This window comes from Bacillus sp. NP247, assembly GCF_018966865.1.
Taxonomy (GTDB): domain Bacteria; phylum Bacillota; class Bacilli; order Bacillales; family Bacillaceae_G; genus Bacillus_A.
In genome coordinates this window covers 821,005-846,119 of sequence record NZ_CP076653.1, presented here as the reverse complement: position 1 = coordinate 846,119, position 25,115 = coordinate 821,005, and the positions used below count along the sequence as shown (strand labels likewise).

At 36.0% G+C, this 25,115-nt stretch carries 26 protein-coding genes and 1 pseudogene; 18 read left to right on the top strand and 9 right to left on the bottom strand.

Features of this window, described 5'->3' with window-relative positions:
• Positions 1-25 precede the first annotated feature (25 nt).
• Entirely contained in the window at positions 26-1,264 is a 1,239-nt protein-coding gene (locus KPL75_RS04395; protein WP_219919557.1) for an MDR family MFS transporter, read from the top strand.
• A gap of 50 nt (positions 1,265-1,314) precedes the next feature.
• Here KPL75_RS04395 and KPL75_RS04390 read toward each other — a convergent pair whose 3' ends face one another.
• Positions 1,315-1,695, bottom strand: coding sequence for an Hsp20/alpha crystallin family protein (locus KPL75_RS04390; protein ID WP_219919556.1), 381 nt, complete (start codon positions 1,693-1,695; stop codon positions 1,315-1,317).
• Positions 1,696-1,819: 124 nt separating this feature from the next.
• Positions 1,820-1,963, bottom strand: a complete 144-nt coding sequence (locus tag KPL75_RS04385; protein ID WP_002111142.1) for a small acid-soluble spore protein P — start codon at positions 1,961-1,963, stop codon at positions 1,820-1,822.
• Positions 1,964-2,084: 121 nt separating this feature from the next.
• On the opposite strand from KPL75_RS04385, the gene KPL75_RS04380 reads away from it, so the two are divergent.
• Together KPL75_RS04380 and pdaB are read left to right on the top strand one after the other, a co-directional pair.
• Positions 2,085-2,348, top strand: a complete 264-nt coding sequence (locus KPL75_RS04380; RefSeq protein WP_219919555.1) for a hypothetical protein — start codon at positions 2,085-2,087, stop codon at positions 2,346-2,348.
• A 47-nt stretch (positions 2,349-2,395) separates the two neighbouring features.
• Complete coding sequence (pdaB, locus tag KPL75_RS04375; protein ID WP_219919554.1) at positions 2,396-3,121, top strand: polysaccharide deacetylase family sporulation protein PdaB; 726 nt, start codon at positions 2,396-2,398, stop codon at positions 3,119-3,121.
• 36 nt (positions 3,122-3,157) lie between these two features.
• Here pdaB and sspO read toward each other — a convergent pair whose 3' ends face one another.
• Entirely contained in the window at positions 3,158-3,307 is a 150-nt protein-coding gene (gene sspO, locus KPL75_RS04370; protein WP_016080671.1) for a small acid-soluble spore protein SspO, read from the bottom strand.
• 279 nt (positions 3,308-3,586) lie between these two features.
• Between sspO and acnA the strand changes: the two genes are divergently transcribed.
• Positions 3,587-6,310, top strand: a complete 2,724-nt coding sequence (gene acnA / locus KPL75_RS04365) for an aconitate hydratase AcnA (RefSeq protein WP_219919553.1) — start codon at positions 3,587-3,589, stop codon at positions 6,308-6,310.
• Positions 6,311-6,361: 51 nt separating this feature from the next.
• On the top strand, positions 6,362-8,086 hold the full coding sequence (locus tag KPL75_RS04360; RefSeq protein ID WP_219919552.1) for an ABC transporter ATP-binding protein: 1,725 nt from the start codon (positions 6,362-6,364) through the stop codon (positions 8,084-8,086).
• 22 nt (positions 8,087-8,108) lie between these two features.
• Here KPL75_RS04360 and KPL75_RS04355 read toward each other — a convergent pair whose 3' ends face one another.
• Positions 8,109-8,441, bottom strand: a complete 333-nt coding sequence (locus KPL75_RS04355) for a YmzC family protein (RefSeq protein ID WP_219919551.1) — start codon at positions 8,439-8,441, stop codon at positions 8,109-8,111.
• Between the two features lie 11 nt (positions 8,442-8,452).
• On the bottom strand, positions 8,453-8,668 hold the full coding sequence (locus tag KPL75_RS04350) for a hypothetical protein (protein WP_219919549.1): 216 nt from the start codon (positions 8,666-8,668) through the stop codon (positions 8,453-8,455).
• 195 nt (positions 8,669-8,863) lie between these two features.
• Here KPL75_RS04350 and KPL75_RS04345 point away from each other — a divergent pair, with 195 nt between their 5' ends.
• Positions 8,864-9,439, top strand: coding sequence for a TlpA family protein disulfide reductase (locus KPL75_RS04345; protein WP_219919548.1), 576 nt, complete (start codon positions 8,864-8,866; stop codon positions 9,437-9,439).
• 115 nt (positions 9,440-9,554) lie between these two features.
• Positions 9,555-10,502: a 3'-5' exonuclease gene (locus tag KPL75_RS04340; RefSeq protein WP_219919547.1), complete on the top strand. Its 948-nt coding sequence runs from the start codon at positions 9,555-9,557 to the stop codon at positions 10,500-10,502.
• Between the two features lie 246 nt (positions 10,503-10,748).
• Here KPL75_RS04340 and KPL75_RS04335 read toward each other — a convergent pair whose 3' ends face one another.
• Positions 10,749-11,252: a DAPG hydrolase family protein gene (locus KPL75_RS04335; RefSeq protein WP_219919546.1), complete on the bottom strand. Its 504-nt coding sequence runs from the start codon at positions 11,250-11,252 to the stop codon at positions 10,749-10,751.
• Positions 11,253-11,410: 158 nt separating this feature from the next.
• On the opposite strand from KPL75_RS04335, the pseudogene KPL75_RS04330 reads away from it, so the two are divergent.
• From KPL75_RS04330 to sspN, 3 genes and pseudogenes are all read left to right on the top strand, one after another.
• Positions 11,411-11,544: pseudogene (locus KPL75_RS04330) on the top strand (TetR/AcrR family transcriptional regulator); the annotation flags it as partial.
• 307 nt (positions 11,545-11,851) lie between these two features.
• Entirely contained in the window at positions 11,852-11,995 is a 144-nt protein-coding gene (locus KPL75_RS04325) for an FbpB family small basic protein (protein WP_001254699.1), read from the top strand.
• Positions 11,996-12,038: 43 nt separating this feature from the next.
• Positions 12,039-12,173 carry an acid-soluble spore protein SspN gene (sspN, locus tag KPL75_RS04320; RefSeq protein ID WP_097894539.1) on the top strand — a complete coding sequence of 45 codons (135 nt, stop codon included), beginning with the start codon at positions 12,039-12,041 and terminating at the stop codon, positions 12,171-12,173.
• Between the two features lie 94 nt (positions 12,174-12,267).
• Here the strand turns inward: sspN and KPL75_RS04315 are convergent, their stop codons facing one another.
• Positions 12,268-13,560: a glycoside hydrolase family 18 protein gene (locus KPL75_RS04315; protein WP_219919545.1), complete on the bottom strand. Its 1,293-nt coding sequence runs from the start codon at positions 13,558-13,560 to the stop codon at positions 12,268-12,270.
• Between the two features lie 109 nt (positions 13,561-13,669).
• Here KPL75_RS04315 and KPL75_RS04310 point away from each other — a divergent pair, with 109 nt between their 5' ends.
• Complete coding sequence (locus tag KPL75_RS04310) at positions 13,670-14,089, top strand: acyl-CoA thioesterase (protein ID WP_219919544.1); 420 nt, start codon at positions 13,670-13,672, stop codon at positions 14,087-14,089.
• A gap of 26 nt (positions 14,090-14,115) precedes the next feature.
• Here the strand turns inward: KPL75_RS04310 and KPL75_RS04305 are convergent, their stop codons facing one another.
• Positions 14,116-14,406: a HesB/YadR/YfhF family protein gene (locus tag KPL75_RS04305; RefSeq protein WP_219919542.1), complete on the bottom strand. Its 291-nt coding sequence runs from the start codon at positions 14,404-14,406 to the stop codon at positions 14,116-14,118.
• 108 nt (positions 14,407-14,514) lie between these two features.
• Complete coding sequence (plsY, locus tag KPL75_RS04300) at positions 14,515-15,111, bottom strand: glycerol-3-phosphate 1-O-acyltransferase PlsY (RefSeq protein WP_219919541.1); 597 nt, start codon at positions 15,109-15,111, stop codon at positions 14,515-14,517.
• Positions 15,112-15,336: 225 nt separating this feature from the next.
• Between plsY and KPL75_RS04295 the strand changes: the two genes are divergently transcribed.
• The 7 genes from KPL75_RS04295 (at position 15,337) to parC (ending at position 25,042) form a co-directional block, all read left to right on the top strand.
• Positions 15,337-17,193, top strand: a complete 1,857-nt coding sequence (locus KPL75_RS04295; RefSeq protein WP_219919540.1) for an anaerobic ribonucleoside triphosphate reductase — start codon at positions 15,337-15,339, stop codon at positions 17,191-17,193.
• Positions 17,190-17,642 carry an anaerobic ribonucleoside-triphosphate reductase activating protein gene (nrdG, locus tag KPL75_RS04290; RefSeq protein WP_219919539.1) on the top strand — a complete coding sequence of 151 codons (453 nt, stop codon included), beginning with the start codon at positions 17,190-17,192 and terminating at the stop codon, positions 17,640-17,642. Before KPL75_RS04295 ends, nrdG begins: the two co-directional genes overlap by 4 nt.
• 18 nt (positions 17,643-17,660) lie before the next feature.
• The gene (locus KPL75_RS04285; protein ID WP_219919538.1) at positions 17,661-18,338 is read left to right on the top strand and encodes a response regulator transcription factor; all 678 of its coding nucleotides are present in this window, start codon (positions 17,661-17,663) and stop codon (positions 18,336-18,338) included.
• Between the two features lie 204 nt (positions 18,339-18,542).
• Positions 18,543-19,784 (top strand): S1C family serine protease, encoded by a 1,242-nt coding sequence (locus KPL75_RS04280; protein WP_219919536.1) that lies wholly within the window; start codon positions 18,543-18,545, stop codon positions 19,782-19,784.
• A 79-nt stretch (positions 19,785-19,863) separates the two neighbouring features.
• Positions 19,864-20,277, top strand: coding sequence for a CoA-binding protein (locus KPL75_RS04275; RefSeq protein WP_002137699.1), 414 nt, complete (start codon positions 19,864-19,866; stop codon positions 20,275-20,277).
• A gap of 378 nt (positions 20,278-20,655) precedes the next feature.
• A complete protein-coding gene (parE, locus tag KPL75_RS04270) occupies positions 20,656-22,620 on the top strand; it encodes a DNA topoisomerase IV subunit B (RefSeq protein WP_219919535.1) in 1,965 nt (654 codons plus the stop codon).
• Position 22,621: 1 nt separating this feature from the next.
• Entirely contained in the window at positions 22,622-25,042 is a 2,421-nt protein-coding gene (gene parC, locus KPL75_RS04265; RefSeq protein ID WP_219919534.1) for a DNA topoisomerase IV subunit A, read from the top strand.
• The last annotated feature ends 73 nt before the right edge of the window (positions 25,043-25,115 follow it).

The following is a 25,115-nucleotide window of genomic DNA, read 5'->3' as shown; positions in this document are numbered from 1 at the left end:
AGGAAAAGAGAGAGTAGGTTTAAAGATGAAGGGGAAGTTACAAAATATTCATCCACTTGGAATGAGTATCATTATAGGGACATTATTTGCTAGGTTTGCTACTTCAATGAGCATTCCTTTTTTAGCGATTTATTTAACGACTGTTAAAGACGTATCGGCTGGAATGACCGGTGCTATCATTGGAACGAGTGCGCTTGTTGGAGTGTTTGCTAGTTTTATTGGGGGCAATTTATCGGATCGATTCGGCCGAAAGATGATTATAATATGGTCCATGATTGTTTGGGTATTTGTATTTATAGGATTTTCAGTTGCAGATCATGTTTTGAGTTTCTTTTTATTAAACGCTTTGAATGGACTATGTCGTTCTTTTTTTGAACCGACATCAAGAGCGTTATTATCAGATTTAACAAAACCAGAGTATCGGTTACTCGTCTATAACTTACGATACGGTGCAATAAATGTTGGAGTTGCGATCGGACCAATTGTTGGATTACAGCTCGGAAGTGCAAAATCAACAATTCCTTTTTTAGTAGCCGCTGGAGTTTACATTTTATATACAGCTATATTAGCACTGCAATTTAAGAAATATCCACTTGATAAAAAGAAAATAAATACAGAAAAGCCTGTTACAATACTAAATGCAATTCGTATATTGCGAAAGGATGTAGTATTTTTAGTTGCTTTAGTCGGTATTATTTTGAGTAATAGTGGTTTTTCGCATTTCACGACGACACTATCTCAATATTTTGCAAATTCACATATATTTCAAGATGGAGTAAAACTGTTCTCATATATGCTAACTTTAAATGCAATTACAGTAGTAGTTATTCAATACCCTGTTATTCAAATGTGTAAAAAGTATACGCCGTTAACGTCTATTATGGTTGGAACGTTATTTGTGAGCGGGGGATTATTTGGATTTGGACTAGTAGAATCTATGTTAGGGGCTGCTATTTGTACAATTATTTTTACATTCGGAGAAGTATTAATGTTTTCAATGACAGATGTATTTATTGATGAGATAGCTGTTTCACATTTGAAAGGGACATATTTTGGAGCTATGGGTTTTTCAGGAATTGGAGGAGTAATTGGTCCTTGGTTTGGGGGAGTACTTCTCGATTATTACGGGTACCAAAATGGGTTTGTAGTATTTTTAGTGCTAGCTATATTTTCAACTGTAGCATTTCCTGTACTTTTAGTTACAAAAGGCTTATTGAAAAAAAGGTACGATAGAAATTATAATATAGAAATACAAGTGAAATAAAATAAGCCCCAGCAAGTTACTGGGGCTTATTTTTGTATTTACGTTAACTCTCAATTTGAAAAAAGAACCTTCTTTTCATGCTTATCGGCAACTTCATTTTTGGAAATATGAATGGCTAAAAATCCATTCTCTAAGCAGGCTAGCATCTTCTTATAAATGATAGTAGTAGGTAAAGGGATTGTTCGCTGTAAAGAAGTGTTTTTATGAAGTATGCATATATTTAGGCCTGTCTCCATCTTTTTAATGAGTACATTTTGTTCAGTTGCATTTGGTACATCTGTTTCCAAAATGTATTCTTGTTCTGTTTCACAAAGGTCAATATGAATTTGATTTGGAAAACTAAAATTACTACAAGAATCAGAACAAAATTGATCCATCCATTCTTCGAAACCATCAACATGAAAAAGACAATCCTTCTTTTTCTTGCCCATGTAAGACACCCTCCGTAAAGTCTCAATTCATACTATGTTATGCATGAATGAAGTAGGGGTGAAGAATAAATGGAAAAATATAAACATTGTATGTGGCAAAAGTAGCCAGTGTGAATGCTTTGTTTTACATATCATGATGCGCATGATTTTTTTGACGAGAATGGTTACGGTTTTTTACTTTATGAGATCCGCTTAACGGTTCAGGTTGTCCAGAAGATTGCCCTTTTTTCTCGCTTTGACGATTAGATTGATTATTGTTTTTACCCATTGTATTTTACACCTCCTCTTCCTATTTAGAATGAGAGAAGTTTGCGAATTTATACGAGAATGTTTTTTTGGAAACGGGTAAAGATAAGTAGGACTAACTCATATAGGAAGGGGAAAATGATATGCCATATCATAAAGATAAGCAACAGGCTTTTCAGGCTGCACAGCAAGGGTTTGTTCAAGCGGAAAATATATTCAATAATATTGTGAAAAATGACCCGAATTACAGCCATGATTTAAAAAAGTTACGCCAAGAAGTGCAAGAGGCGTACGAACAGATTCAAAATGCACTTGAAGTAGCATCAGAAACGCAGCGTCCACAACTTGAGCAATATGAAAGTAATCTCCAAAATATAATGCAGAATGTAGATCAATTAGAAAAGTAAAGGAAGGGTGTTGTGAATTCAACAACCTCCTTACTTTTAGTGCTATTATGCAGAAACAAAAAATTATTCTATTAATTTTTTCTTTAATTTGTGCAGTACATATATTTCAAGTGGATAAAGTGGAAGCTAAAATGTTGTTAAGAAAAGAGTTAGAGCCAACTGGCTATGTAACGTGGGAAGTGCCAAATAATGAAAAGGTTATTGCAATCACATTTGATGATGGACCAGATCCAACATACACGCCGCAAATTCTAGATTTATTACATCAATATAAGGCAGAAGCGACTTTTTTTATGATTGGATTTCGAGTTCAGCGTAATCCATATTTAGTAAAGCAAGTGTTGAAAGAAGGGCATGAAATTGGAAATCATACGATGAATCATTTGTATGCGAGCAATTCATCAGATGAAAAATTAGAAAATGATATTTTAAATGGAAAGAAATATTTTGAAAAATGGGCGAAAGAACCTTTATTGTTCCGCCCACCAGGTGGATATATTAATGATGCTGTATTTACTACGGCAAAAAAAGCTGGGTATCAAATTGTTCTATGGTCATGGCATCAAGACCCTCGTGACTGGGCGAATCCAGGTACTGAATCCATTGTAAATCATGTTGTGAAAAATGCTAAAAGTGGAGATATTGTACTATTACATGATGGGGGAAGTGATCGTAGTCAAACAGTGGCGGCATTAGCAAAAATTTTACCTGAGCTGAAAAAGCAGGGTTATCGATTTGTGAAGGTTTCGGAGTTGCTACGTTATAAGCATTAAAAAAATCCCAAAAGGTACGCCTTTTGGGATTTTTTGTTACTGATTCTTTTTTCGTTTCTTATTATTTTGTCGCTCTGCTGGTGTTAAAGGTTCATTTGCGAACTCTTCGTTATAACCAGTTCCTTGCCCTTGTGCGGATGCAGTATTCATTCCTGAAATAGTATGATTTGCTTTTCGTTTACCCATTGTTTCTCACCTCTATAATGTTTTTTAAAGATGAATCATGAATTGTTCATAACATATATGAACGTAAAGTAGAGTGCTTTACTTTACAATAATAGTATTTATAAGGAGCATGGACACTATTCAAATTTAGAAAGATAAAGAAAACTTATTATAATCCATAAGTTTCTTATTATTTACTTATTTAGAAAGTTGTAATAAGATATTATCGTAAGGTATTGAAAAGTTTGTCTACATTTTATATTCAGACAACTTAGCCACGTTTAACAGGGGGGAAACATAATGGTCAAACATAATCCATTTCAATCACGTGCAACTTTTGAACTAGATGGAAAGACGTATCATTATTATCAATTGAAAGCGCTTGAAAACGCAGGGGTTGGCAACGTATCTCAATTACCATATTCCGTGAAAGTTTTACTTGAATCTGTACTTCGTCAAGTAGACGGACGCGTAATTACAGAAGAACATGTTACAAATTTAGCGAAATGGGGAACGAAAGATGTTCAAGATATCGATGTTCCATTTAAACCATCTCGTGTAATCTTACAAGACTTCACAGGTGTTCCAGCTGTTGTAGATTTGGCTTCGCTTCGTAAAGCAATGGCAGATATGGGCGGGGATCCTGACAAAATTAATCCTGAAATTACTGTAGACCTTGTAATTGACCACTCTGTACAGGTTGATAGAGCGGGTACAGCAGACTCGCTTGCATTCAACATGGACTTAGAGTTTAAACGTAATGAAGAACGTTATAAATTTTTAAGCTGGGCACAGAAATCATTTGATAACTACCGTGCAGTTCCACCTGCAACAGGTATTGTACACCAAGTAAATCTTGAATATTTAGCACCGGTTGTTCATGCGGTGAAAAATGCTGAAGGTGACTTAGTCGCATACCCAGATTCATTAGTTGGAACAGACTCACATACAACAATGATTAATGGTATCGGTGTTCTTGGATGGGGCGTTGGTGGTATTGAAGCAGAAGCAGGAATGCTTGGACAGCCTTCATATTTCCCAGTACCTGAAGTAATCGGTGTGAAATTAACTGGTACACTTCCAAGTGGTACAACAGCAACTGATATTGCATTAAAAGTAACACAAGTGTTACGTCAAAAAGGTGTAGTTGGTAAATTTGTTGAGTTCTTCGGTAATGGACTAAAGAGCATGCCTTTAGCTGACCGTGCAACAATTTCAAATATGGCACCAGAATACGGTGCAACTTGTGGATTCTTCCCAATCGACGATATTTCATTAGAATACTTACGTTTAACAGGTAGAGATGAAGAGCAAATTCGCGTTGTTGAAGAATATTGTAAAGCAAATGGCTTATTCTATACAGCAGACAGCAAAGATCCAATCTATACTGATCTTGTTGAAATTGATTTAAATACAATTGAATCTAATCTTTCTGGACCGAAACGTCCGCAAGATTTAATCCCACTTTCAAATATGAAAGAGGAGTTCCATAAAGCTGTTTTAGCACCAGTTGGAACACAAGGACTTGGATTCAATGAGCAAGAGTTTGATAAAGAAGTGAAAGTTACATTAAAAGATCAGGAAGTAACGATGAAAACAGGCGGAATTGCAATCGCTGCGATTACAAGCTGTACAAATACGTCAAATCCATACGTATTAATTGGAGCAGGTTTAGTTGCGAAGAAAGCAATTGAAAAAGGACTTAAAGTACCTGGTTACGTAAAAACATCATTAGCACCAGGATCTAAAGTTGTTACAGAGTACTTAGATAAGTCTGGTTTAACAACGTATCTAGATCAATTAGGTTTCCAAACAGTTGGTTACGGCTGTACGACTTGTATCGGTAACTCTGGTCCATTAGCAGAGGAATTAGAAGAAGCAATCGCAGCAAACGACTTACTAGTAACATCTGTTTTATCTGGTAACCGTAACTTTGAAGGTCGTATTCATCCGCTTGTAAAAGCGAACTACTTAGCATCACCACCACTTGTTGTGGCATATGCACTTGCAGGTACTGTTGATATTGATCTGAAAAATGATGAAATCGGTAAAGATGCAAATGGTAATGCTGTTTACTTCAATGATATTTGGCCATCAGCTAAAGAAATTGAAGATGTAGTTCAAAGTGTTGTTACATCTGAATTGTTCAAAAAAGAATATGCACAAGTATTTAACAGCAATGAGCGCTGGAATGAAATCCAAACTTCAAACGAAGCTTTATATACTTGGGATAATGATTCAACATACATTCAAAACCCACCGTTCTTCGAAGGTTTATCTAAAGAGCCAGGTGAAGTTGAAACATTATCAGGTTTACGCATAGTTGGTAAATTTGGTGACTCTGTAACGACAGACCACATTTCACCAGCAGGTTCAATTGGTAAGCATACACCAGCTGGACGTTATTTACTAGAAAACGGCGTACAACCAGTTGACTTTAACTCTTACGGTTCGCGTCGTGGTAACCATGAAGTTATGATGCGTGGTACATTTGCAAACATCCGTATTAAAAACCAAATCGCACCAGGTACAGAAGGCGGATATACAACATATTGGCCAACTGGTGAAGTAACATCTATCTATGATGCTGCTATGAAATATAAAGAAGATGGAACAGGTCTTCTAGTTGTTGCTGGTAAAGATTACGGTATGGGAAGTTCTCGTGACTGGGCTGCGAAAGGTACAAACTTATTAGGCATTAAAGCAGTAATCGCAGAAAGCTTCGAGCGTATTCACCGCAGTAACTTAGTATTAATGGGCGTATTACCACTTCAATTTAAAGATGGCGACAGCGCTGAAACGTTAGGTCTTGTTGGTAACGAGTCATTTGAAATTCAAATTGACAAAACAGTTAGACCACGCGATCTTGTAAAAGTAGTTGCAATCGATTCAGAAGGAAAAGAGAAGCAATTTGAAGTAGTAGCTCGTTTCGATAGTGAAGTTGAAATTGACTACTACCGTCACGGTGGTATCTTGCAAATGGTTCTTCGTTCGAAAATCGAAGAGTCTAAAGTGTCAAACTAAATAATTGAAATGAACGATAAGGAAGCTAACGTATGTTAGCTTCCTTATTTTATGGAAAGGGATGAGACCAATTGGTTTCATCCCTTTCTTTTTACTGCGAAAAATGGAGGGAACGGCATGAAAGAATATAAAAGAATATTGTTACCGTTACGACAAGAGAAAATATTAGTAATAGCAGCTATACGTAGTGGAATAATTGCTGCCATTTTAAATTTATCACGCCCACTATTCATGGGGCTAATTGTAGATAACCTTATTCAACAGGAATTAAAAGGTGCATATTTGTACATTGCATTGTTTGCCGGTAGCCGCTTTATGCTGTGGATGAATAATCTTTTATTTGATTATGTAAGCTCAAAAGCGAGTCAGCGAATATTACGAGAGAAGCGTATAGATGTATTACGTCATTTTTTCTTATTACCGTTTGAAGAAAGTGAGAAGGTAAAACAAGGAGAGTTAGAAACTTTGGTCGTGTCTGATATTCCGAACTGGATACGGTTATATGGATCTATATTAATAGAATATATCCACGCTATTGCACAATTTATTGGTGCGTTCATAGCTCTACAACATATCGATGTACAGTTCATATGGTGGATAACTCCGTTTTTATTTTTAAGTGCAATGGTTCCAATGCTTATGGGGAAAAAAGTAAGAAATATTGCGAGTATTGCTCAAAAGAATCAATCAATTGTTGTAGAGATGATGTCACAATTTGTAAAAGGCATACAAGATTTGCGTAGTTTACAAAAAGAGAGCTGGGCAATTGGCTTATTTAAAGGAGTGACAGTAAAATCTTATAAAACAGAAGTAAAGAAGACGATGTTGCAACATTGTATTGGGATAGTTGGAACGGTAATAGAAACAGGAGCATATATAGTTGTTCTTATTATAGGAGCAAAAAAAATAATAAAAGGGGATATGGAAGTCGGTTCGCTTGTGGCGGTATTAGCTACAATTGAGATGTTATTTTTCCCCGTTCGTTATGCGAGTGATTTATTGATGATGACACAAGTTGCTATTGCTTCGGCCAGTCGAGTTTTTTGCTTTTTAGATATACAGGCTGAATACAGAAATGTAGAAAGAGCGATGGGAATGAGATTAACAAATGTTTCATTTAAAGAGAACGGTGAAGAGAGATGTAGAATTAAAAATATTCATTTGGAGATTAATCCTGGGGAATTCGTGATCATTGTAGGAGAAAGTGGTGCAGGAAAAACAACGCTTTTAAAATTAATAACGGGTTTATATAAACCATCTAACGGTAGCGTTGTTTATTATGGTAATGAGGCTCGGATGACTACAGTATGGCAAGAACCACGTTTTTTTCGGACGACAATAAAAGAAAATATATATTTCGGGGAAGAGGGCTTAGAAAACCAGTTAGAAAAAAATGCTGAACTTGTAAATGTAACGCCGATTATTAGGGGGTTACCTGAAGGGAGTCAAACTGTACTACATAAAAGTGGTGAAGAGTTTTCTGGAGGGGAAAGAAAACGTCTTGCACTATTGCGAGCGATTGTATCAAATCCGAATCTCATTATTTTAGATGAACCGACTGCGGGGTTAGATCCGGGCAATCAAGAAGTGGTTTGGAATATGATTGAAGGGCTAGGAAGAGATGTAACGAGAATTGTGGCAACACATGACGTAGAGAGGGCAATACTAGCAGATCGTGTTATTGTAATGAGAGAAGGAAGTATTGTTGAATGTGGAAATCCTAGAGAGTTATTAAATCGTAATTCATTGCTTAAAGAAATGCTAATAAAAAGATAAGAGCTATGTAGCGCTCTTATCTTTACTCAGTCTTATTAAGTTGATACGTATAAGATTCAGGATCGCTAGTACTAAATTCTTTGACTAAAGTAAGTTGATTTGTATCTGGGTTATATTTGAAAATTTTGACCGTATGTTCGCTACTTAGTGATGGATTATATTCTTTAATAGCAAATGTATTTTCTGCAATCTGTGTCATATTACTGGTGGGGAGATTTTCTATGGAATCATGATTTGTAGAAATTTCAACGACTCTTTCACCGTTGAAAAATAAAAGAACGATTACTAAAACAACTAAGCATATTCGTATATAGCGAAGTTCTTTGCTAATAGGGTGTTCTTCCAAAACAATCATCCTTTCTATAACTATTCTATAGTAGTAATGGTAGTCATCGTGAAGAAACTAAGAATACTGAGACCTGCCAAAAGGATAAATGAGATTAAAGCGATATAGAGACAAATACGCCCAACTTGTTTTTTTTCAGGATCTTTACTGAATAGTGAGATGATCCATGTGATAATCCCGATTGGGGAAAATATAAAACTAAGTATATATAGAAGTACTTTTTCAAATAAATTCATAAGAACTCCTTTCAGTATTAAATGACCATATATTTCTAATTATATAATAAAAAGGTAAATTTTTCATCTTAGTTGTAAAAATTCTGATTATTTCGACTGTGAATATTTCCAAGCTTGTCCGTATAAGCTAAAATAAGGTATATAGTATTTTGATGAATTTGTTAAAAGAACATAAACACGTTAGGGTGATATAAAATGTGGAGGAAGCTTACGATTATTGTAGTGTTAGTTTGTTTAGCGGGATATGCAGCTTATGAACAGTTCGGTAATAAAGATCAGGCGGTACAAGGGAAGCAAGAAAAAAGTGAAGCTGCTATGAAAGAGATGATTGCAAGTAATGGTATTGAAATAGGAAAGAGTGCACCAAACTTTGAATTAACTAAGTTAGATGGAACAAATGTAAAGCTATCCGATTTAAAAGGAAAGAAAGTTATTTTAAATTTTTGGGCAACGTGGTGTGGGCCTTGTCAGCAAGAAATGCCTGATATGGAAGCTTTCTATAAAGAACATAAAGAAAACGTAGAAATTTTAGCAATAAATTATACGCCTTCAGAAAAAGGTGGGGGAGAAGAAAAAGTAAGCAATTTTGCTAAGGAAAAAGGAATTACTTTTCCTATTTTATTGGACAAGAACATTGATGTGACAACAGCGTATAAAGTAATTACAATCCCAACTTCGTATTTTATAGATACGAAAGGTGTAATTCAGGATAAGTTCATTGGACCGATGACGCAAAAAGAGATGGAAAAACGAATTGCTAAATTAAAATAACGGTGAAAAGGTAGAGGTGGAGAGTTCCCATTTCTGCCTTTTCTTTTTCAAGTAGTGATAACTTCATGATATGATGTAAGAAATATAATCGTTAATAGATAAAGGAGTGTATGGAGTGGGGAATGTATCCTTACCGTTAGATTATGTTGTAATTGATTTTGAAACAACAGGATTTAACCCTTATAATGATAAAATTATTCAAGTTGCAGCAGTGAAATATCGTAATCATGAACTAGTAGATCAATTTGTTTCATACGTGAATCCAGAGCGTCCGATTCCGAGCCGAATTACGAGTTTAACAGGTATTACAAATTATCGTGTTTCAGATGCACCAACAATTGAAGAAGTGTTACCTTTATTTTTAGCATTTTTACATACAAATGTTATTGTGGCTCATAATGCTTCTTTTGACATGCGCTTTTTGAAAAGTAATGTAAATATGCTTGGGCTTCCTGAACCTAAAAATAAGGTGATTGACACTGTGTTTTTAGCAAAAAAATATATGAAGCACGCACCTAATCATAAACTTGAGACGTTAAAGCGAATGCTTGGAATTCGTCTAAGTTCTCATAATGCATTTGACGACTGTATTACGTGTGCAGCTGTTTATCAAAGATGTGCATCAGTTGAAGAAGAAGGAAAGAGAAAAGCGAAGAAAGAAGTGCTTGATGAAACAATAGTATTTGAAGCGGTAAAAGAAATGCTTGTACGAAATAACCGTGATATTGAATGGATTCGTTGTATGAATGTAGGAAGCTATTTAGATATAAAAGCTTTTTATCCGGTTATGAGAGTAAAAGTAAAAGGGCGAAAGAAATACATATTAACAGAAATATTAGAAGATGATGTGAAAGAAATATGTACGAGTTTAAAATGTGAACCGGCGTTAAAAAGTGAAGTTGGTAATACGAGAATTATGCTTAATAACTTAGAGGATGTCTTGAAATTAGAAAGTTATATTTTAGAACAGTATGATTTCGTATTACGAGCGCTGCGTGATTATAAAGAAAGTGAAGTGAATGCAGAAGAAAAATTAAAAGAGTATTTAAAAGTTTTGGTATAAAAAACTCCGTGTGCTATTTTGAAGTGAACCCGAATCGTGGTACAGGAAAAAACACCTCCTGAATTCGCATACAAAGTATGTAAATTTAACGGAGGTGTTTTTCATTTGAAGGGCAGAGTACATTACTGAGAAGAAGTAATGTGATTGATTTGATATTGAAAGGACCCCACCATTTTAGTCAGATCTAAAATGGTGGGGTCCAAGTTGTTTTCTAGTGAGTCACTTATTAAAAGTAAAGCTGTTTAGTTACCTTACAAATTCTCTTTGGGAAAGTTCTGGTAAAAAATTACTGAACTCACTCATTTCTTCTACATTGTGTTTATATAAACCACTTAGATTAATAAATGGTGGTAATCCTTTCGGGAAAATGAATGTAGAAGTCATTACTGTACCGTTCTCGGATTTTTCGTATTGATGTATTACTTGTGAAATTACATCGTCATTATCATCTAAACATGAACCCATTAAAACATGGCTGTAATGGGTATTTATAGGACAATCTTTAGGGTCTTCCCATCTAATTCTTAGCGGGAATTCTAGTCCATCCCCAGCAGATTCGATTGAAGCTGATATGGCTCCTACATGCCCATGCACTTTAGGATCAACTAGCCACTTAAAATCAACATGTTCTTCTGGGTGCCATAGTTTATATCGTTCAGAGTTATCAATATTATCCCACCACCAGTCAATCATTTCTGGTGTTACGTCATTCAATTCATGTTCAACTACTATTGATACTTGGTTTTTCATTTTTGTACCTCCTATTTTTTAACCAACATAGTGTCGGTTATTTATATTGATTATTATAGTTTGTGTATTGCATACGTTCAATAAACAGAAATAGCCGATCTGTTGTATTCTGAACACTTTATAAAAATATGTCTAAAAAAATTTAGGAGGGGGGAAAATTGGCAAAAGCATACACTGATTTACGTATAGCTCGTACTAAAGAAGCAATACGTGATGCACGAATTAAATTAATACATCATTGTATACGGTTAAGGATATTACAACTAAAGCCAATATTAATCGAGGGACATTTGCTCGGAAGTCAAAATATTTTCCGAATTAAGATATGGATGAGATGGTAACGTATCGATCAAATTTATCGTTTCAACAACCTGTAGGAAAAAAATATCCTTTTGGAAAAATGCCAAAAGTACTAAGTGAATTGGAGTAGATGGTTTAGATGTTTTGATATGTGTCCCGATTTCGGGGGCCATTGCAATTTATTGTGCATGGAGTTTTTTTAGGGGTACTAAAACATAAAATTTTCTTACAAATCTGATTAAAGAGTTTTTTGTTTGCTCATACTATGTAGTAAGAATGAGAAAGAGAGGGTGAACAGCATGAGAAGAAGTCGCCGTAAATCGTTTGAAGAACTTGTAAATGAAAATAAACAACAATTATTAAGCGATCGTGATGCAATCGATCGAATTGAAGAACGTATTGAAAAACGTTATGAAATGAAACTTTTTAAGCAGGCTGAATAATTCTTAACACTAGTACGATACTAGTGTTAAGGAGGCGATAGTAATGGGTAATCCGAAAAAGAATCCAAAAGACTTTGCACCAAATCAAATTGGAACGCAATCGAAAAAAGCTGGTGGCAATAAAGGAAAGCAAATGCAAGACCAAACTGGTAAGCAACCGATTGTTGATAACGGTTAAAAAAGAAGAATGTTATCATTCTTCTTTTTTGTGAGAGAAGTGAAGAAATAAAGATGTATTTTTAACAGGAATATGAAAAAAGAGCTGACTTTCGTCAGCCTTTTTTCGTGATTGTAAAATTTTCAACGAGTAAACGCCAATTTTGTGGGAATGGTAGACCAATTTTCCAATAGCTAATGCCGCCTATTCCTTGTTCTTTCATTAAATTAAATTTACTTTGCACGGACCGTGAATCTTCAAACCAAACTTCATGTTGTACGCCGTTTTCGTCAAAGTAATTAAAGTGTGGAGCTTGAGCCGTGAAATCATAGCGGATAGGAACATTGTATTTACGAGCTAGTGCAACAGCTGCGACAGAACTAATTGCTTTTGCAGGTGGATTTCCTTGTTTGAATGGCAGTTTCCAATCGAAACCGTATAAATTTTGCCCCATCATAATTTTTTGTGGTGGCATTTGAGATTTTGCATATTGAAGTACTTCTTTCACTGGGCCAATAGGAGAAATCGCCATCGGTGGCCCGCCTTGCCAACCCCAGTCGTATGTCATAATGACGACAAAATCAACAATTTGCCCTTGTGCTTTATAATCGTGAGCTTCAAAAAACTTTCCTTTTTGATTTGAACTTGTTTTCGGTACGAGAGTTGTGCTCAATGTGTACCCGCTAGGTAAGCGTGTTTTGACATTTCGTAAAAAGCGATTATATGCCTCGCGGTCTTCGGGTGCCACATTCTCGAAATCGAAATGAATGTCTCGCATACCATATTTTTCAGCTGTTTGTAAAATGTTTGTAATGAATTTATTTTGGATTGTTGCATCGCGTAAAATAACCGATGTCAGATCGGCACTGAAATTTCCATTTTCAATATTTGTAATAACGAGCATAGGGATGGTTTTACCTTGCGTTGCAATAGTAGCAATTTTAGCTGTTTCAGTAGGTTCTTTTAATGTACCATCTCTTTTTGCTTCAAAACTAAAGTAGGCTAAATATGATAAAAATGGATTAATAGCACGTGTAGCATTTACTAAACTTTCTTTTATTGGAATGGTTGAAGGTTGTAAATAAGCGATGGATTCTACTGCTCGCTTCGTTCCTTTCGGTATATATAATTGTTGTCCGACATGGAGAATGGATTTTAAAGATAGATTATTAACTTTAGCTAAACTAGCGAGAGGAACGTTATATGTTTGAGAAATTCGATAAAGGCTGTCACCAGGCTGTACATAATAGTTATTTCCTTTTGTATTAACGATAAGTGCCTGACCAACAACGAGTGTTTCGGCTGGGTTTAGTCCATTGTCTTTTACAATTTCTTCAGGTGTAGATCCATATTTTGATGCTAAACTATAAACACTATCACCGCTACGAACAGTTACAATTTGAATCATATGCTTGCCCCTTTCGGTAAAAGATTCACTGTTTTTATTTTATTTTTGATTCCACTGTATTATGATTAAATGTATGCAAGGCAGCAGAAGTGAAAGAAGGCGAATACATATGTTTGTAGCAGAACATGAAGTTGAAATCCGCTATGCGGAAACAGATCAGATGGGTGTTGTTTACCATTCAAACTATTTAGTGTGGCTGGAACTTGGGCGCACGAAACTTATACAAGATTTAGGGTTTTCATATGTTGAAATGGAGAAAGAGGGAATTATTTCTCCTGTGTTAGACTTGCAAATTTCATATCGTAAAGCGATGCGTTACGGAGAAAAAGCTATTGTGAAAACGTGGGTTGATACTGTGAGCCCGCTTCGCGTTGTATATGGATATGAAGTTTATAATGGTGATGGTGAACTTTGTATTACTGCAAGCACGACGAATATTTGTGCGAAAAAAGAAGGATTCCGCCCTGTATCATTTAAAAAATTATATCCTGAGTGGTATGCGAAATATGAGGAAATCAAGAAAAAATAAAAAAGCGTGGCAGAAGCCACGTTTTTTTATTTTTCATAATTAAATTGCGGGAAATCGTCACCGTCGTTAAGTGTAACAGATAAATTATGTCCATCGAAGAACCACTCATCATCGCCTTCAATAAAGAAGTTAATACCTTCTTCTTGAGTTTGAACAGCAGGATGTGCAGGATCATCTTTACGAATTCCTAAAGAAAGTCCTTTTTGCACAGTACTGCAACCACCGTATTGTACGAAAAAGCGTAGTGTTTCACCTGATTGTAGGTTTAATTCGTCTTTATACCATTGTGCTGCTTCTTTTGTTACGGAAAGATTCATGTATAGTTCCTCCAAATTATGTTGCTTTTTCTTAAGTATAAAAAATAACGCAAAAAGACGCTATTAATATGCTTCACGTTTTCTTTTTGCGTTATGTGGGTTACGATCTTATTTTTGCTTTTTTGAAAAGTTTGCTTTCGGTTCAGTTTTATTTATAATTCGTCCGATATTTGCACGGTGTTTATAAATAACCATACCAGCTAATAAACACATCGCAATAATGAAGATTTTATCCCCGCTAACAATTGATGCAATAACAGCAACGACAGCTGTTACCATAGAAGAAAGTGATACGTATCTTGTTGTAAATAAAAGGGTGAAAAATACAACAGCTAATATTGCAAATACAACTGGTGAGTAGCATAATAGCACGCCAGCAGAAGTTGCAACTGCTTTACCACCGCGGAATTTTGCGAAGATTGGATAGACATGTCCAAGAACAGCGGCTAATCCAAACCATAGTGGGTGAGTATCTAATCCGAAAATAATCGGTAGAGCTGTTGCTAATGTGCCTTTTAAAATGTCAGCAATTGTTACGATAAAACCTGCTTTTTTCCCTAATGTACGGAATGTATTTGTTCCGCCTAGATTACCGCTTCCATGCTCACGAATGTCGATTCCATAACCGATTTTTCCAACGACTAATGCAAATGGAATCGAACCGAGTAGATAGGCAACGATAAATAAAAGATATGTAATAATCATGAGTTCAGTCTCCTTTATACAAATGTGTTGATAAAGGGTAAAAAGAGTTTTTCCCGTATATTGTACCATACATTTGTAAAGAGCACATTTCTTTTTTATAAATGAAAAATTCATTATTTCGTGAAAAAAAATTCACAGGAATGTTACATTTCTCACAGAAACAGCGAGACTATATGTTGTAACATTTTAATCAAAAGACAACAACATATTGATGGAGGGTTATGAATGTTACAACGAAATACATGTGGAGAAGAATTAATGAAAGTGTTTGGGACAATTGTCCACGGCAATGAACAAGATTTAATGCAAGAAAATGCAAATGTAGATGGGCGCTCTCCGATGGGAGTAATGGGAACGTTCGCATCTGAGAGTGCGAGATATTTTGCTGTAGAAAAATTATTATCAGATCAAGTGAAAGAAGCGATAAATAAAAATATATTATATCCACATGATTTAGACTTTTATGCGACAGGAACGACGACTTGTTCGCAAATTCCGTTAGCACAAATGCTTGCTAATGGTTTTCATACTGGGCATGGACATATGAGACAACCGCAAGACATTAAAAGTGCGTTGGCACTTTCGTCTATTATTTTTCAAGCGAATCAAAATATGCAGCACGGTGGTCAATCGTTTGCACTCTTTGATATTGATTTAGCTCCCTATGTGAGAAAAACCGTACTGAGACATAAAAAGCGACTACAATCATATCCGCTTACGAAAGAACAAATTGAGGAATTCGCATGGAAAGAAACAGAAAGTGATACGTATCAGGCGTGTGAAGCTTTCGTTCATAATTCAAATAGTATGCATAGTAGGGGCGGGGGACAAGTACCGTTTATTTCTATTAATTACGGAACAGACACATCGAGAGAGGGAAGACTTTTAATTAAACAGCTGTTAAAAGCGACGCAAGCTGGACTTGGAAAAGGAGAAACACCGATTTTCCCTATTCAAATTTTTAAAATGAAAAAAGGTGTAAACTTTGAAGAATGTGATCCGAACTATGATTTGTTTGAATTAGCATTAGAGACGACAGCAGAGCGATTATTCCCCAATTTTTCATTTTTAGATGCTCCGTTTAATGCAGTGCATTATGATGGGCGACCTGAAAGTGAAGTATGTTACATGGGATGTCGCACTCGTGTTATGTCTAATATACATGGAGAAGAAACAGCAATAGGAAGAGGTAACCTGTCGTTTACTTCTATTAATTTAGTGAAATTAGGGCTAATTAGTGGATCGAAAGAAGCGTTTTTTGAAGCGCTAAATTATTACTTAGATCTAGGAATTAAGCAATTATTAGAGAGGTTCGCGTATCAATGTACGAAGCGAGCGAGAGATTTTCGATTTTTATATTCACAAGGTGTATGGCGTGGTGGAGAAAAGTTACAGCCTGAAGATTCAGTAGCACCTATTTTAAAGCAAGGGACGTTAAGTATTGGTTTTATCGGTCTTGCGGAATGTTTAGTAGCTTTAACAGGAAAGCATCATGGAGAAGATGAGGAATCATGGAAACTTGGATATGAAATCATTTCCTTTATGAGGGAGAGAATGGATAAGGCGACAGAAGAACATCAACTGAATTTCTCAATAATTGCAACGCCTGCGGAAGGGTTATCAGGGAAGTTTGTGAAAAAAGATAGAGAAGAATTTGGTGAAATTAGCGGTATAACGAACCATAACTACTATACGAATTCATTCCATATTCCAGTTTATTATAACATTCAAGCGATAAATAAAATTCGTTTAGAAGGACCTTTTCATGCTCTATGTAATGGAGGGCATATTACGTATATTGAACTAGACGGAGCAGCGATGCATAATCAAAAGGCGTTAAAACAAATTGTACAAGCGATGGCAGAGCATGGCGTTGGGTACGGTTCAATTAATCATCCTGTTGATCGTTGTAAATGTTGCAGTTATCATGGAGTTATTGGAAATGAATGTCCAAGCTGCGGAAATGAAGACGAGGTCCATATAGAAAGAATTCGTCGTATAACTGGCTATCTTGTAGGAGATATGTCGAAGTGGAATAGTGCGAAACGTAGTGAAGAGATGGATCGGGTGAAGCATAAATGAAAGTTATGAATATCATTCATGATAGTGTAGTAGATGGAGAAGGGTTGCGGACAGTCGTGTTTTTTGCGGGCTGTCCGCATCGTTGTTTCGGTTGCCATAATTCGAAATCGTGGAATATTTGCAACGGAACTGAAATGACAGTAGAAGAAATTGTGAAAGAGATTGAAAGTAATTCATTAACTGATGTAACATTTTCAGGTGGAGATCCATTTTTACAAGCTGCTGAAGTGAAAAAAGTAGCAAAATCGGTGAAAGATTTGAAAAAAAATCTATGGATGTATACAGGTTATACGCTAGAAGAGATACAGAGTTCGCGAAATAATGATATGATAGAGTTGTTACATTATGGGGATGTTTTAGTCGATGGAAGATTTGAACTTGATAAAAAAGATTTAACACTTCCATTTCGCGGAAGCTCCAATCAACGTATTATTCGATTGAAAGAGTAAAAAGGCGGGATAGATTATATGAATAAAACAGTATTGCTTGTTGAAGACGAAAGAAGATTACGTGAAATTGTTAGTGATTATTTTCGTAATGAAGGCTTTGAAGTAATCGAAGCAGAAGATGGAAAAAAAGCGCTAGAATTATTTGCTGAACATACAATTGATTTAATTATGTTAGACATAATGTTACCAGAAATAGATGGTTGGTCTGTTTGTAGAAGAATTAGAAAAGAGTCAGCAGTACCAATCATTATGCTAACAGCACGTTCGGATGAGGATGATACATTACTAGGTTTTGAATTAGGTGCAGATGAGTATGTAACGAAACCATTTAGCCCGAAAGTGTTAGTAGCTCGCGCGAAGACATTATTGAAACGTGCGGATGGTGCAGTAGGAGTAACGGAAGAAAATACTATGTCCTTAGCTGGAATAGAAGTGAATCGTCTATCTAGAACCGTTTTAGTAGATGGAGAAGAAATTATATTGACGCATAAAGAATTTGAACTTCTCGTTTATTTAATGGAGAACAAAGGAATTGTGTTGTCACGTCAACATTTATTAGATCAGTTATGGGGATATGATTACTACGGTGATGACCGAACGGTTGATACACATATTAAAAAATTGCGGAATAAGCTAGGAGATAAAGCGAAGCATATCGGTACGGTTATTCGAGTTGGTTATAAATTCGAAGAATAATCTGGAACGAATTGTGCACTTTAGCCTGGAAATGTAGCAATTTTAGATCCTCTTTCTGAAGGTAGAATGTTCAAAAAATACTTTTCTTGTCTACAATGGTAGATAGGAGTATTTTTTTAATTGGATTTCACGATGAGTTCACAAGAAGGACACAAAACGTGACTATACTAAAAATACGAATTCACCAGAGAGGGGAAATAAAAAATGGGATATTACGACGGACCAAATTTGAATGAAGAGCATAGTGAAACGAGAGAAGTGAGAAAATCAGGCAGTAAAAAAGGTTATTTCTTCACAGGTTTAGTGGGAGCTGTAGTCGGGGCGGTTTCGATTAGTTTTGCAGCACCTTATATGCCATGGGTGCAAAATAATGGAGCTGCAGTTTCATCATTCAATTCTAATAAACAAGTAGAAGGTACTGTAGTTCCTGTTGTCAATAAATCAAAAAACGAAACTGATTTGCCAGGTATGGTTGAAGGTGCAAAGGATGTTGTTGTTGGTGTAATTAATATGCAACAAAGTATTGATCCGTTTGCGATGCAACCGACAGGTCAAGAACAAACAGCTGGTACAGGCTCAGGTGTTATTTATAAAAAGGCAGGAAATAAAGCATATATCGTAACAAATAACCACGTAGTAGATGGTGCAAATAAACTTGCCGTTAAACTAAGCGATGGAAAGCAAGTCGATGCAAAATTAGTTGGTAAGGACCCTTGGTTGGACTTAGCTGTTGTAGAGATTGATGGGTCTAATGTGAATAAAGTTGCAAGTTTAGGTGATTCCAGTAAAATCCGTGCGGGTGAGAAAGCAATTGCAATCGGTAATCCATTAGGATTTGATGGAAGTGTAACGGAAGGTATCATCAGTAGTAAAGAGCGTGAAATTCCAGTTGATATTGATGGTGATAAACGTCCTGATTGGCAAGCACAAGTTATTCAAACAGATGCAGCGATTAACCCTGGTAATAGTGGTGGTGCACTATTTAACCAAAACGGTGAGGTAATCGGTATTAACTCAAGTAAAATAGCTCAGCAATCAGTAGAGGGTATTGGTTTTGCAATTCCAATTAACATCGCAAAACCAGTTATTGAATCACTTGAAAAAGATGGAGTAGTGAAACGTCCAGCACTTGGAGTCGGTGTAGTTTCATTAGAAGATGTGCAAGCTTATGCAGTAAATCAATTAAAAGTGCCAAAAGAAGTAACAAATGGAGTTGTATTAGGTAAAATCTATCCAATATCACCAGCGGAAAAAGCAGGTTTAGAGCAATATGATATAGTAGTAGCGTTAGATGATCAAAAAGTAGAAAATTCACTTCAATTCCGTAAATATTTATATGAAAAGAAAAAAGTAGGCGAGAAAGTAGAAGTTACTTTCTATCGTAACGGTCAAAAAATGACGAAATCAGCTACGTTAGCAGATAATTCAGCTACTAAGAATCAATAATCGGAATAAAAGAAAGTCTCTTTCATGTTGAAAGAGACTTTCTTTATCGGATATACTAAAGGAATAGGAGGGATTAATTATGACAATTGAAAACCCAACTCGTACGGAAATTGGTGAAGTATTGAAGAAAAGTAAAACGATTGCAGTTGTTGGATTATCAGATAAACCAGAACGCACATCATATATGGTTTCAAAAGCAATGCAAGATGCTGGGTACCGCATTATTCCAGTAAATCCAACAGTAGATGAAGTACTCGGAGAAAAAGCGGTTTCTTCACTGACGGATATTAAAGAACATGTTGATATCGTAAATGTATTTCGTCGCTCAGAATTTTTAAAGGATGTTGCGAAAGAGTTTGTAGAGATTGATGCAGATGTTTTCTGGGCACAATTAGGAGTACAAGATGAAGATACATATAAACTTTTACAAGAAAAAGGCTATACAGTAATAATGGATCGTTGTATTAAAGTAGAGCATGTAATGACAAAATAGTATAGACTTTAAAGATAGAAAGATTGATTCAGCCCTCGCTTTTTACATAAGTAGGGCGGATGAACGAGGTGTTCATCATGAGATTTTTTAAAGGCTGTTTTTGGGGATTGTTACTTGTTATCCCGTTTTGGATATTGATCATTTGGATCATGATAAAGGTTTGGAATGTATAATGTTGGAATACATATCCATTTCTCGTTGACAAACGATTATTTTTCTGAAATAGTAGCCTAGAGGGATCCTTGTGAAAAAAAACAAGGATTTTTCTATTGAAAATGGTATATAAAAGAGATAAGATAACTTGCCAAAACTATAGTCGAGGCGTTATTCTATAATAGAAACATATGTTCTGATTTGATTAGGAAAGGGGCAAGGAGTTTGGCGAAGCATCAGTTCCAATATAATGAAGATGCAATTCAAGTGTTAGAAGGACTTGAAGCCGTTCGAAAACGCCCGGGTATGTATATCGGGAGTACGGATAGCCGTGGATTGCATCATTTAGTATATGAAATAGTAGATAACTCCGTTGATGAAGCATTAGCGGGATTTGGCGACGAAATTTCTGTCGTAATACATAAAGATAATAGTATTAGCGTTATTGATAAAGGGCGAGGAATGCCTACGGGAATGCATAAGCTTGGAAAACCGACACCTGAAGTTATTTTAACTGTACTTCATGCTGGTGGTAAGTTTGGTCAAGGGGGCTATAAAACGAGTGGTGGTTTACACGGTGTTGGGGCATCAGTTGTAAATGCCTTGTCAGAATGGCTAGTAGTAACGATTAAGCGTGATGGTAACATTTATGAACAACGCTTTGAAAATGGTGGTAATCCTGCAACGACGTTAGAAAAAATCGGGAAAACGAAAGAGTCTGGTACAACGATGCACTTCAAACCAGATACAACTATTTTCAGCACAACAAATTATAATTATGAAACATTATGTGAGAGATTACGTGAGTCTGCATTCTTATTAAAAGGAATGAAAATCTCGATAAAAGATGAACGTAATGATTTAGAAGATGTGTTTCATTATGAAACAGGAATTGAGGCTTTCGTTTCATACTTAAACGAAGAGAAAGATTCGATTCATCCAGTTGTATATTTCTCGGGTGAGCAAAATGGAATTGAAGCAGAGTTAGCGTTTCAGTTTAATGATGGTTACTCAGAAAACATTCTTTCGTTTGTAAATAATGTACGTACAAAAGACGGTGGTACACACGAAGCTGGATTTAAAACAGCAATGACACGTGTGTTCAATGAGTATGCTCGTAAAGTTTCTTTATTAAAAGAAAAAGACAAAAATTTAGAGGGTACAGATATTCGTGAAGGATTAGCTTCGATTGTTTCTGTACGTGTACCAGAAGACGTACTCCAGTTTGAAGGGCAAACGAAAGGGAAACTAGGTACAAGTGAAGCTCGTTCTTCAATTGATGCAATTGTATCTGAGCATTTAGCTTACTTTTTAGAAGAAAACCCGGATGTAGCTACACTTCTTGTGAGAAAGGCAATTAAAGCAGCACAAGCACGTGAGGCTGCTCGTAAAGCGAGAGAAGAAGCGCGTACTGGTAAGAAGAAGAAAAAATCAGAAGGTACTTTAAGCGGGAAGTTAACACCTGCACAATCACGTAATCCTCAGAAAAACGAATTGTATTTAGTAGAGGGTGACTCGGCTGGTGGTTCAGCAAAGCAAGGGCGAGATCGTCGTTTCCAAGCGGTGCTACCATTACGTGGTAAAGTAATTAACACGGAAAAAGCAAAGCTTGCTGATATTTTTAAGAACGAAGAGATCAATACGATTATTTACGCAATTGGCGGCGGCGTAGGCAATGAGTTCGCTGTTGAAGACATTAACTACGATAAAGTTGTTATTATGACCGATGCAGATACGGATGGAGCACATATTCAAGTGTTACTACTGACGTTCTTCTACCGTTATATGAAACCACTTATTGAAGCTGGTAAAGTATTTATCGCACTTCCACCTTTATATAAAGTAAGTAAAGGAAAAGGGAAAAGTGAAGTAATTGAATATGCATGGTCTGATGAAGAATTAGGTGATGTAACGAAAAAGGTCGGTAAAGGCTATATGTTGCAGCGCTATAAAGGACTTGGCGAAATGAATGCCGATCAATTATGGGAAACAACGATGAACCCTGAAACACGTACGTTAATTCGTGTGAAAATTGACGATGCATCAAGAGCGGAGCGCCGAGTTACGACATTGATGGGTGATAAAGTAGAACCTCGCCGTAAATGGATTGAACGTAATGTACAATTTGGTATGCAAGAAGAAGGAAATATTTTAGAAAATGAAATGATTATGGAGACGGAGGTGGAATAACATGCAGGCAGAGAAGTTTCATGACCTCCCGCTTGAAGACGTGTTAGGTGACCGCTTTGCACGTTATAGTAAATATATTATTCAAGACCGCGCGCTTCCAGATGCGCGTGACGGTTTAAAACCAGTACAAAGACGTATTTTATATTCCATGTATGTAGAAGGAAATGTACATGATAAAGCGTTTCGTAAATCAGCTAAAACAGTAGGTAATGTTATCGGTAATTATCATCCACATGGTGATTCCTCTGTATATGAGGCGATGGTCCGTTTAAGTCAAACTTGGAAAGTACGTAATGTTCTAGTTGAAATGCATGGAAATAACGGTAGTGTTGATGGGGATCCAGCAGCAGCAATGCGTTATACAGAAGCACGTTTATCACCAATCGCATCTGAGTTATTACGTGATCTTGATAAAGAAACAGTAGAATTCGTGTCAAACTTTGATGATACGAGTGAAGAACCTGTTGTATTACCGGCGATGTTCCCAAACTTATTAGTGAACGGATCTACAGGGATTTCCGCTGGTTATGCAACAGAAATCCCCCCGCATCATCTTGGAGAAGTAATTGATGCTACAATGATGCGTATCGATCAGCCGAATAGTTCTGTGGATGACTTGTTAGCCGTTATTAAAGGACCAGATTTTCCTACAGGTGGTATTATTCAAGGGATAGATGGCATTAAAAAAGCGTATGAAACAGGTAAAGGTAAAATTATTATTCGCGGAAAAGCAGAAGTTGAAACGATTCGTGGCGGGAAGCAACAAATCGTTATTACAGAAATTCCGTACGAAGTAAATAAAGCGAATCTTGTTAAGAAAATGGATGAATTACGTATAGATAAAAGGCTAGATGGAATTGCTGAAGTGCGTGATGAGACAGACCGTACAGGCCTTCGCATCGTTGTAGAATTAAAAAAAGAAGCGAATGCTGAAGGTATTTTAAATTATTTATATAAAAATACAGATTTACAAATTCCATACAACTTTAATATGGTAGCGATAAATAATCGTCGTCCAACACTTATGACATTACCTAAGATTTTGGATGCATATATTGGACATCAGAAAGAAGTTGTTACAAGACGCTCACAATATGAATTAAGAAAAGCAGAAAATCGTCAGCATATTGTAGAAGGTTTAAAGAAAGCATTATCAATTTTAGATGAAGTAATTGAAACAATCCGCGGGTCTAAAGATAAGCGTAATGCGAAAGATAATTTAAGTGCGAAATTTGGATTTACAGAGGCACAGTCAGAAGCAATTGTTTCGTTGCAATTATATCGTTTAACGAATACAGATATTACAGCGCTAGAGCAAGAAGCAGCTGAACTCAGTAAAAAAATTATAGAGTTACAGTCAATTTTACAAAGTGAAAAAAGACTTCTTCAAGTTATTAAAACAGATTTGAAGAGAGTAAAGAAAACATATAGTGATAATCGCCGTGCGGTAATTGAAGAGGAAATTGAAGAAATTAAAATCGATGTGGAAGTAATGATTCCGCAAGAAGATGTCATCGTTACTGTAACGAAAGAAGGATATGTGAAACGAACAGGTTGGCGTTCACATAATGCATCGAACGGCAAAGACTTCGGTATGAAAGAGGGTGACATCTTACTTGAGCGTTTCGATACAAACACGACAGAAACCGTTCTTTTATTTACGAACAAAGGAAATTATATTTATCTTCCTGTATATGAAATGCCAGAAATTCGTTGGAAAGATTTAGGTCAACATGTTGCGAATCTTGTTACACTCGAGCGAGATGAAGCGTTAATTTGGGCAACAGTCGTACCGAATTTTGAAGAAGAAAAACGATTTATCGTATTTGTTACAAGAAACGGTATGATTAAAAAAACAGAATTAAACCAATATAAAGTTCAGCGTTATTCACGGGCATTCGTTGCTGTAAACTTGAAAAAAGATGATGAAGTAGTTGATATATTTGCGACAGATGGAACAAGTGATATTGTTCTTGCAACACATGGTGCATATGCACTTGTATTCAATGAAGAAGAAGTAAGTCCGGTTGGTGTAAGAGCAGCTGGTGTGAAAGCAATTAATTTAAAAGAAGATGACTATGTTGCTTCTGGTAAACCGTTAAATGGTGAAAAAGATCAACTTATTCTCGTTACGCAGCGAGGTGCTGTGAAACGTATAAAGGCATCGGAAATTGAGAAATCAACGAGGGCGAAGCGGGGCCTTGTAATTTTTAAAGAGTTAAAACGCAATCCGTACCGCATTGTCGGTATTGAAATTGTTCGAGATGACGAATTAGTTTACATGAAGACAGAGAAACACATTGTAGAAGAAATTGATCCGAAAGCGTTTCGAAATAAAGACCGGTATAGTAATGGTAGTTTAGTACTAGATGTTAATGATACTGGTGAAGTAATTGAAACGTGGACGAAGAAAAGAACGTAATGAAGTGAGCATCTTGCTATGAATGATAGTAAGATGCTTTTTTCTAAGCAAATCATTGTGGATATAAAAATAA

What these genes read in the sequence shown, in the direction of transcription:
- KPL75_RS04395 (WP_219919557.1), top strand. Translation starts at nt 26, where the DNA reads ATGAAGGGGAAGTTACAAAATATTCATCCACTTGGAATGAGTATCATT.
- KPL75_RS04390 (WP_219919556.1), bottom strand. Translation starts at nt 1,695, where the DNA reads ATGGGCAAGAAAAAGAAGGATTGTCTTTTTCATGTTGATGGTTTCGAA.
- KPL75_RS04385 (WP_002111142.1), bottom strand. Translation starts at nt 1,963, where the DNA reads ATGGGTAAAAACAATAATCAATCTAATCGTCAAAGCGAGAAAAAAGGG.
- KPL75_RS04380 (WP_219919555.1), top strand. Translation starts at nt 2,085, where the DNA reads ATGCCATATCATAAAGATAAGCAACAGGCTTTTCAGGCTGCACAGCAA.
- pdaB (WP_219919554.1), top strand. Translation starts at nt 2,396, where the DNA reads ATGCAGAAACAAAAAATTATTCTATTAATTTTTTCTTTAATTTGTGCA.
- sspO (WP_016080671.1), bottom strand. Translation starts at nt 3,307, where the DNA reads ATGGGTAAACGAAAAGCAAATCATACTATTTCAGGAATGAATACTGCA.
- acnA (WP_219919553.1), top strand. Translation starts at nt 3,587, where the DNA reads ATGGTCAAACATAATCCATTTCAATCACGTGCAACTTTTGAACTAGAT.
- KPL75_RS04360 (WP_219919552.1), top strand. Translation starts at nt 6,362, where the DNA reads ATGGAAAGGGATGAGACCAATTGGTTTCATCCCTTTCTTTTTACTGCG.
- KPL75_RS04355 (WP_219919551.1), bottom strand. Translation starts at nt 8,441, where the DNA reads ATGATTGTTTTGGAAGAACACCCTATTAGCAAAGAACTTCGCTATATA.
- KPL75_RS04350 (WP_219919549.1), bottom strand. Translation starts at nt 8,668, where the DNA reads ATGAATTTATTTGAAAAAGTACTTCTATATATACTTAGTTTTATATTT.
- KPL75_RS04345 (WP_219919548.1), top strand. Translation starts at nt 8,864, where the DNA reads ATGTGGAGGAAGCTTACGATTATTGTAGTGTTAGTTTGTTTAGCGGGA.
- KPL75_RS04335 (WP_219919546.1), bottom strand. Translation starts at nt 11,252, where the DNA reads ATGAAAAACCAAGTATCAATAGTAGTTGAACATGAATTGAATGACGTA.
- KPL75_RS04325 (WP_001254699.1), top strand. Translation starts at nt 11,852, where the DNA reads ATGAGAAGAAGTCGCCGTAAATCGTTTGAAGAACTTGTAAATGAAAAT.
- sspN (WP_097894539.1), top strand. Translation starts at nt 12,039, where the DNA reads ATGGGTAATCCGAAAAAGAATCCAAAAGACTTTGCACCAAATCAAATT.
- KPL75_RS04315 (WP_219919545.1), bottom strand. Translation starts at nt 13,560, where the DNA reads ATGATTCAAATTGTAACTGTTCGTAGCGGTGATAGTGTTTATAGTTTA.
- KPL75_RS04310 (WP_219919544.1), top strand. Translation starts at nt 13,670, where the DNA reads ATGTTTGTAGCAGAACATGAAGTTGAAATCCGCTATGCGGAAACAGAT.
- KPL75_RS04305 (WP_219919542.1), bottom strand. Translation starts at nt 14,406, where the DNA reads ATGAATCTTTCCGTAACAAAAGAAGCAGCACAATGGTATAAAGACGAA.
- plsY (WP_219919541.1), bottom strand. Translation starts at nt 15,111, where the DNA reads ATGATTATTACATATCTTTTATTTATCGTTGCCTATCTACTCGGTTCG.
- KPL75_RS04295 (WP_219919540.1), top strand. Translation starts at nt 15,337, where the DNA reads ATGTTACAACGAAATACATGTGGAGAAGAATTAATGAAAGTGTTTGGG.
- nrdG (WP_219919539.1), top strand. Translation starts at nt 17,190, where the DNA reads ATGAAAGTTATGAATATCATTCATGATAGTGTAGTAGATGGAGAAGGG.
- KPL75_RS04285 (WP_219919538.1), top strand. Translation starts at nt 17,661, where the DNA reads ATGAATAAAACAGTATTGCTTGTTGAAGACGAAAGAAGATTACGTGAA.
- KPL75_RS04280 (WP_219919536.1), top strand. Translation starts at nt 18,543, where the DNA reads ATGGGATATTACGACGGACCAAATTTGAATGAAGAGCATAGTGAAACG.
- KPL75_RS04275 (WP_002137699.1), top strand. Translation starts at nt 19,864, where the DNA reads ATGACAATTGAAAACCCAACTCGTACGGAAATTGGTGAAGTATTGAAG.
- parC (WP_219919534.1), top strand. Translation starts at nt 22,622, where the DNA reads ATGCAGGCAGAGAAGTTTCATGACCTCCCGCTTGAAGACGTGTTAGGT.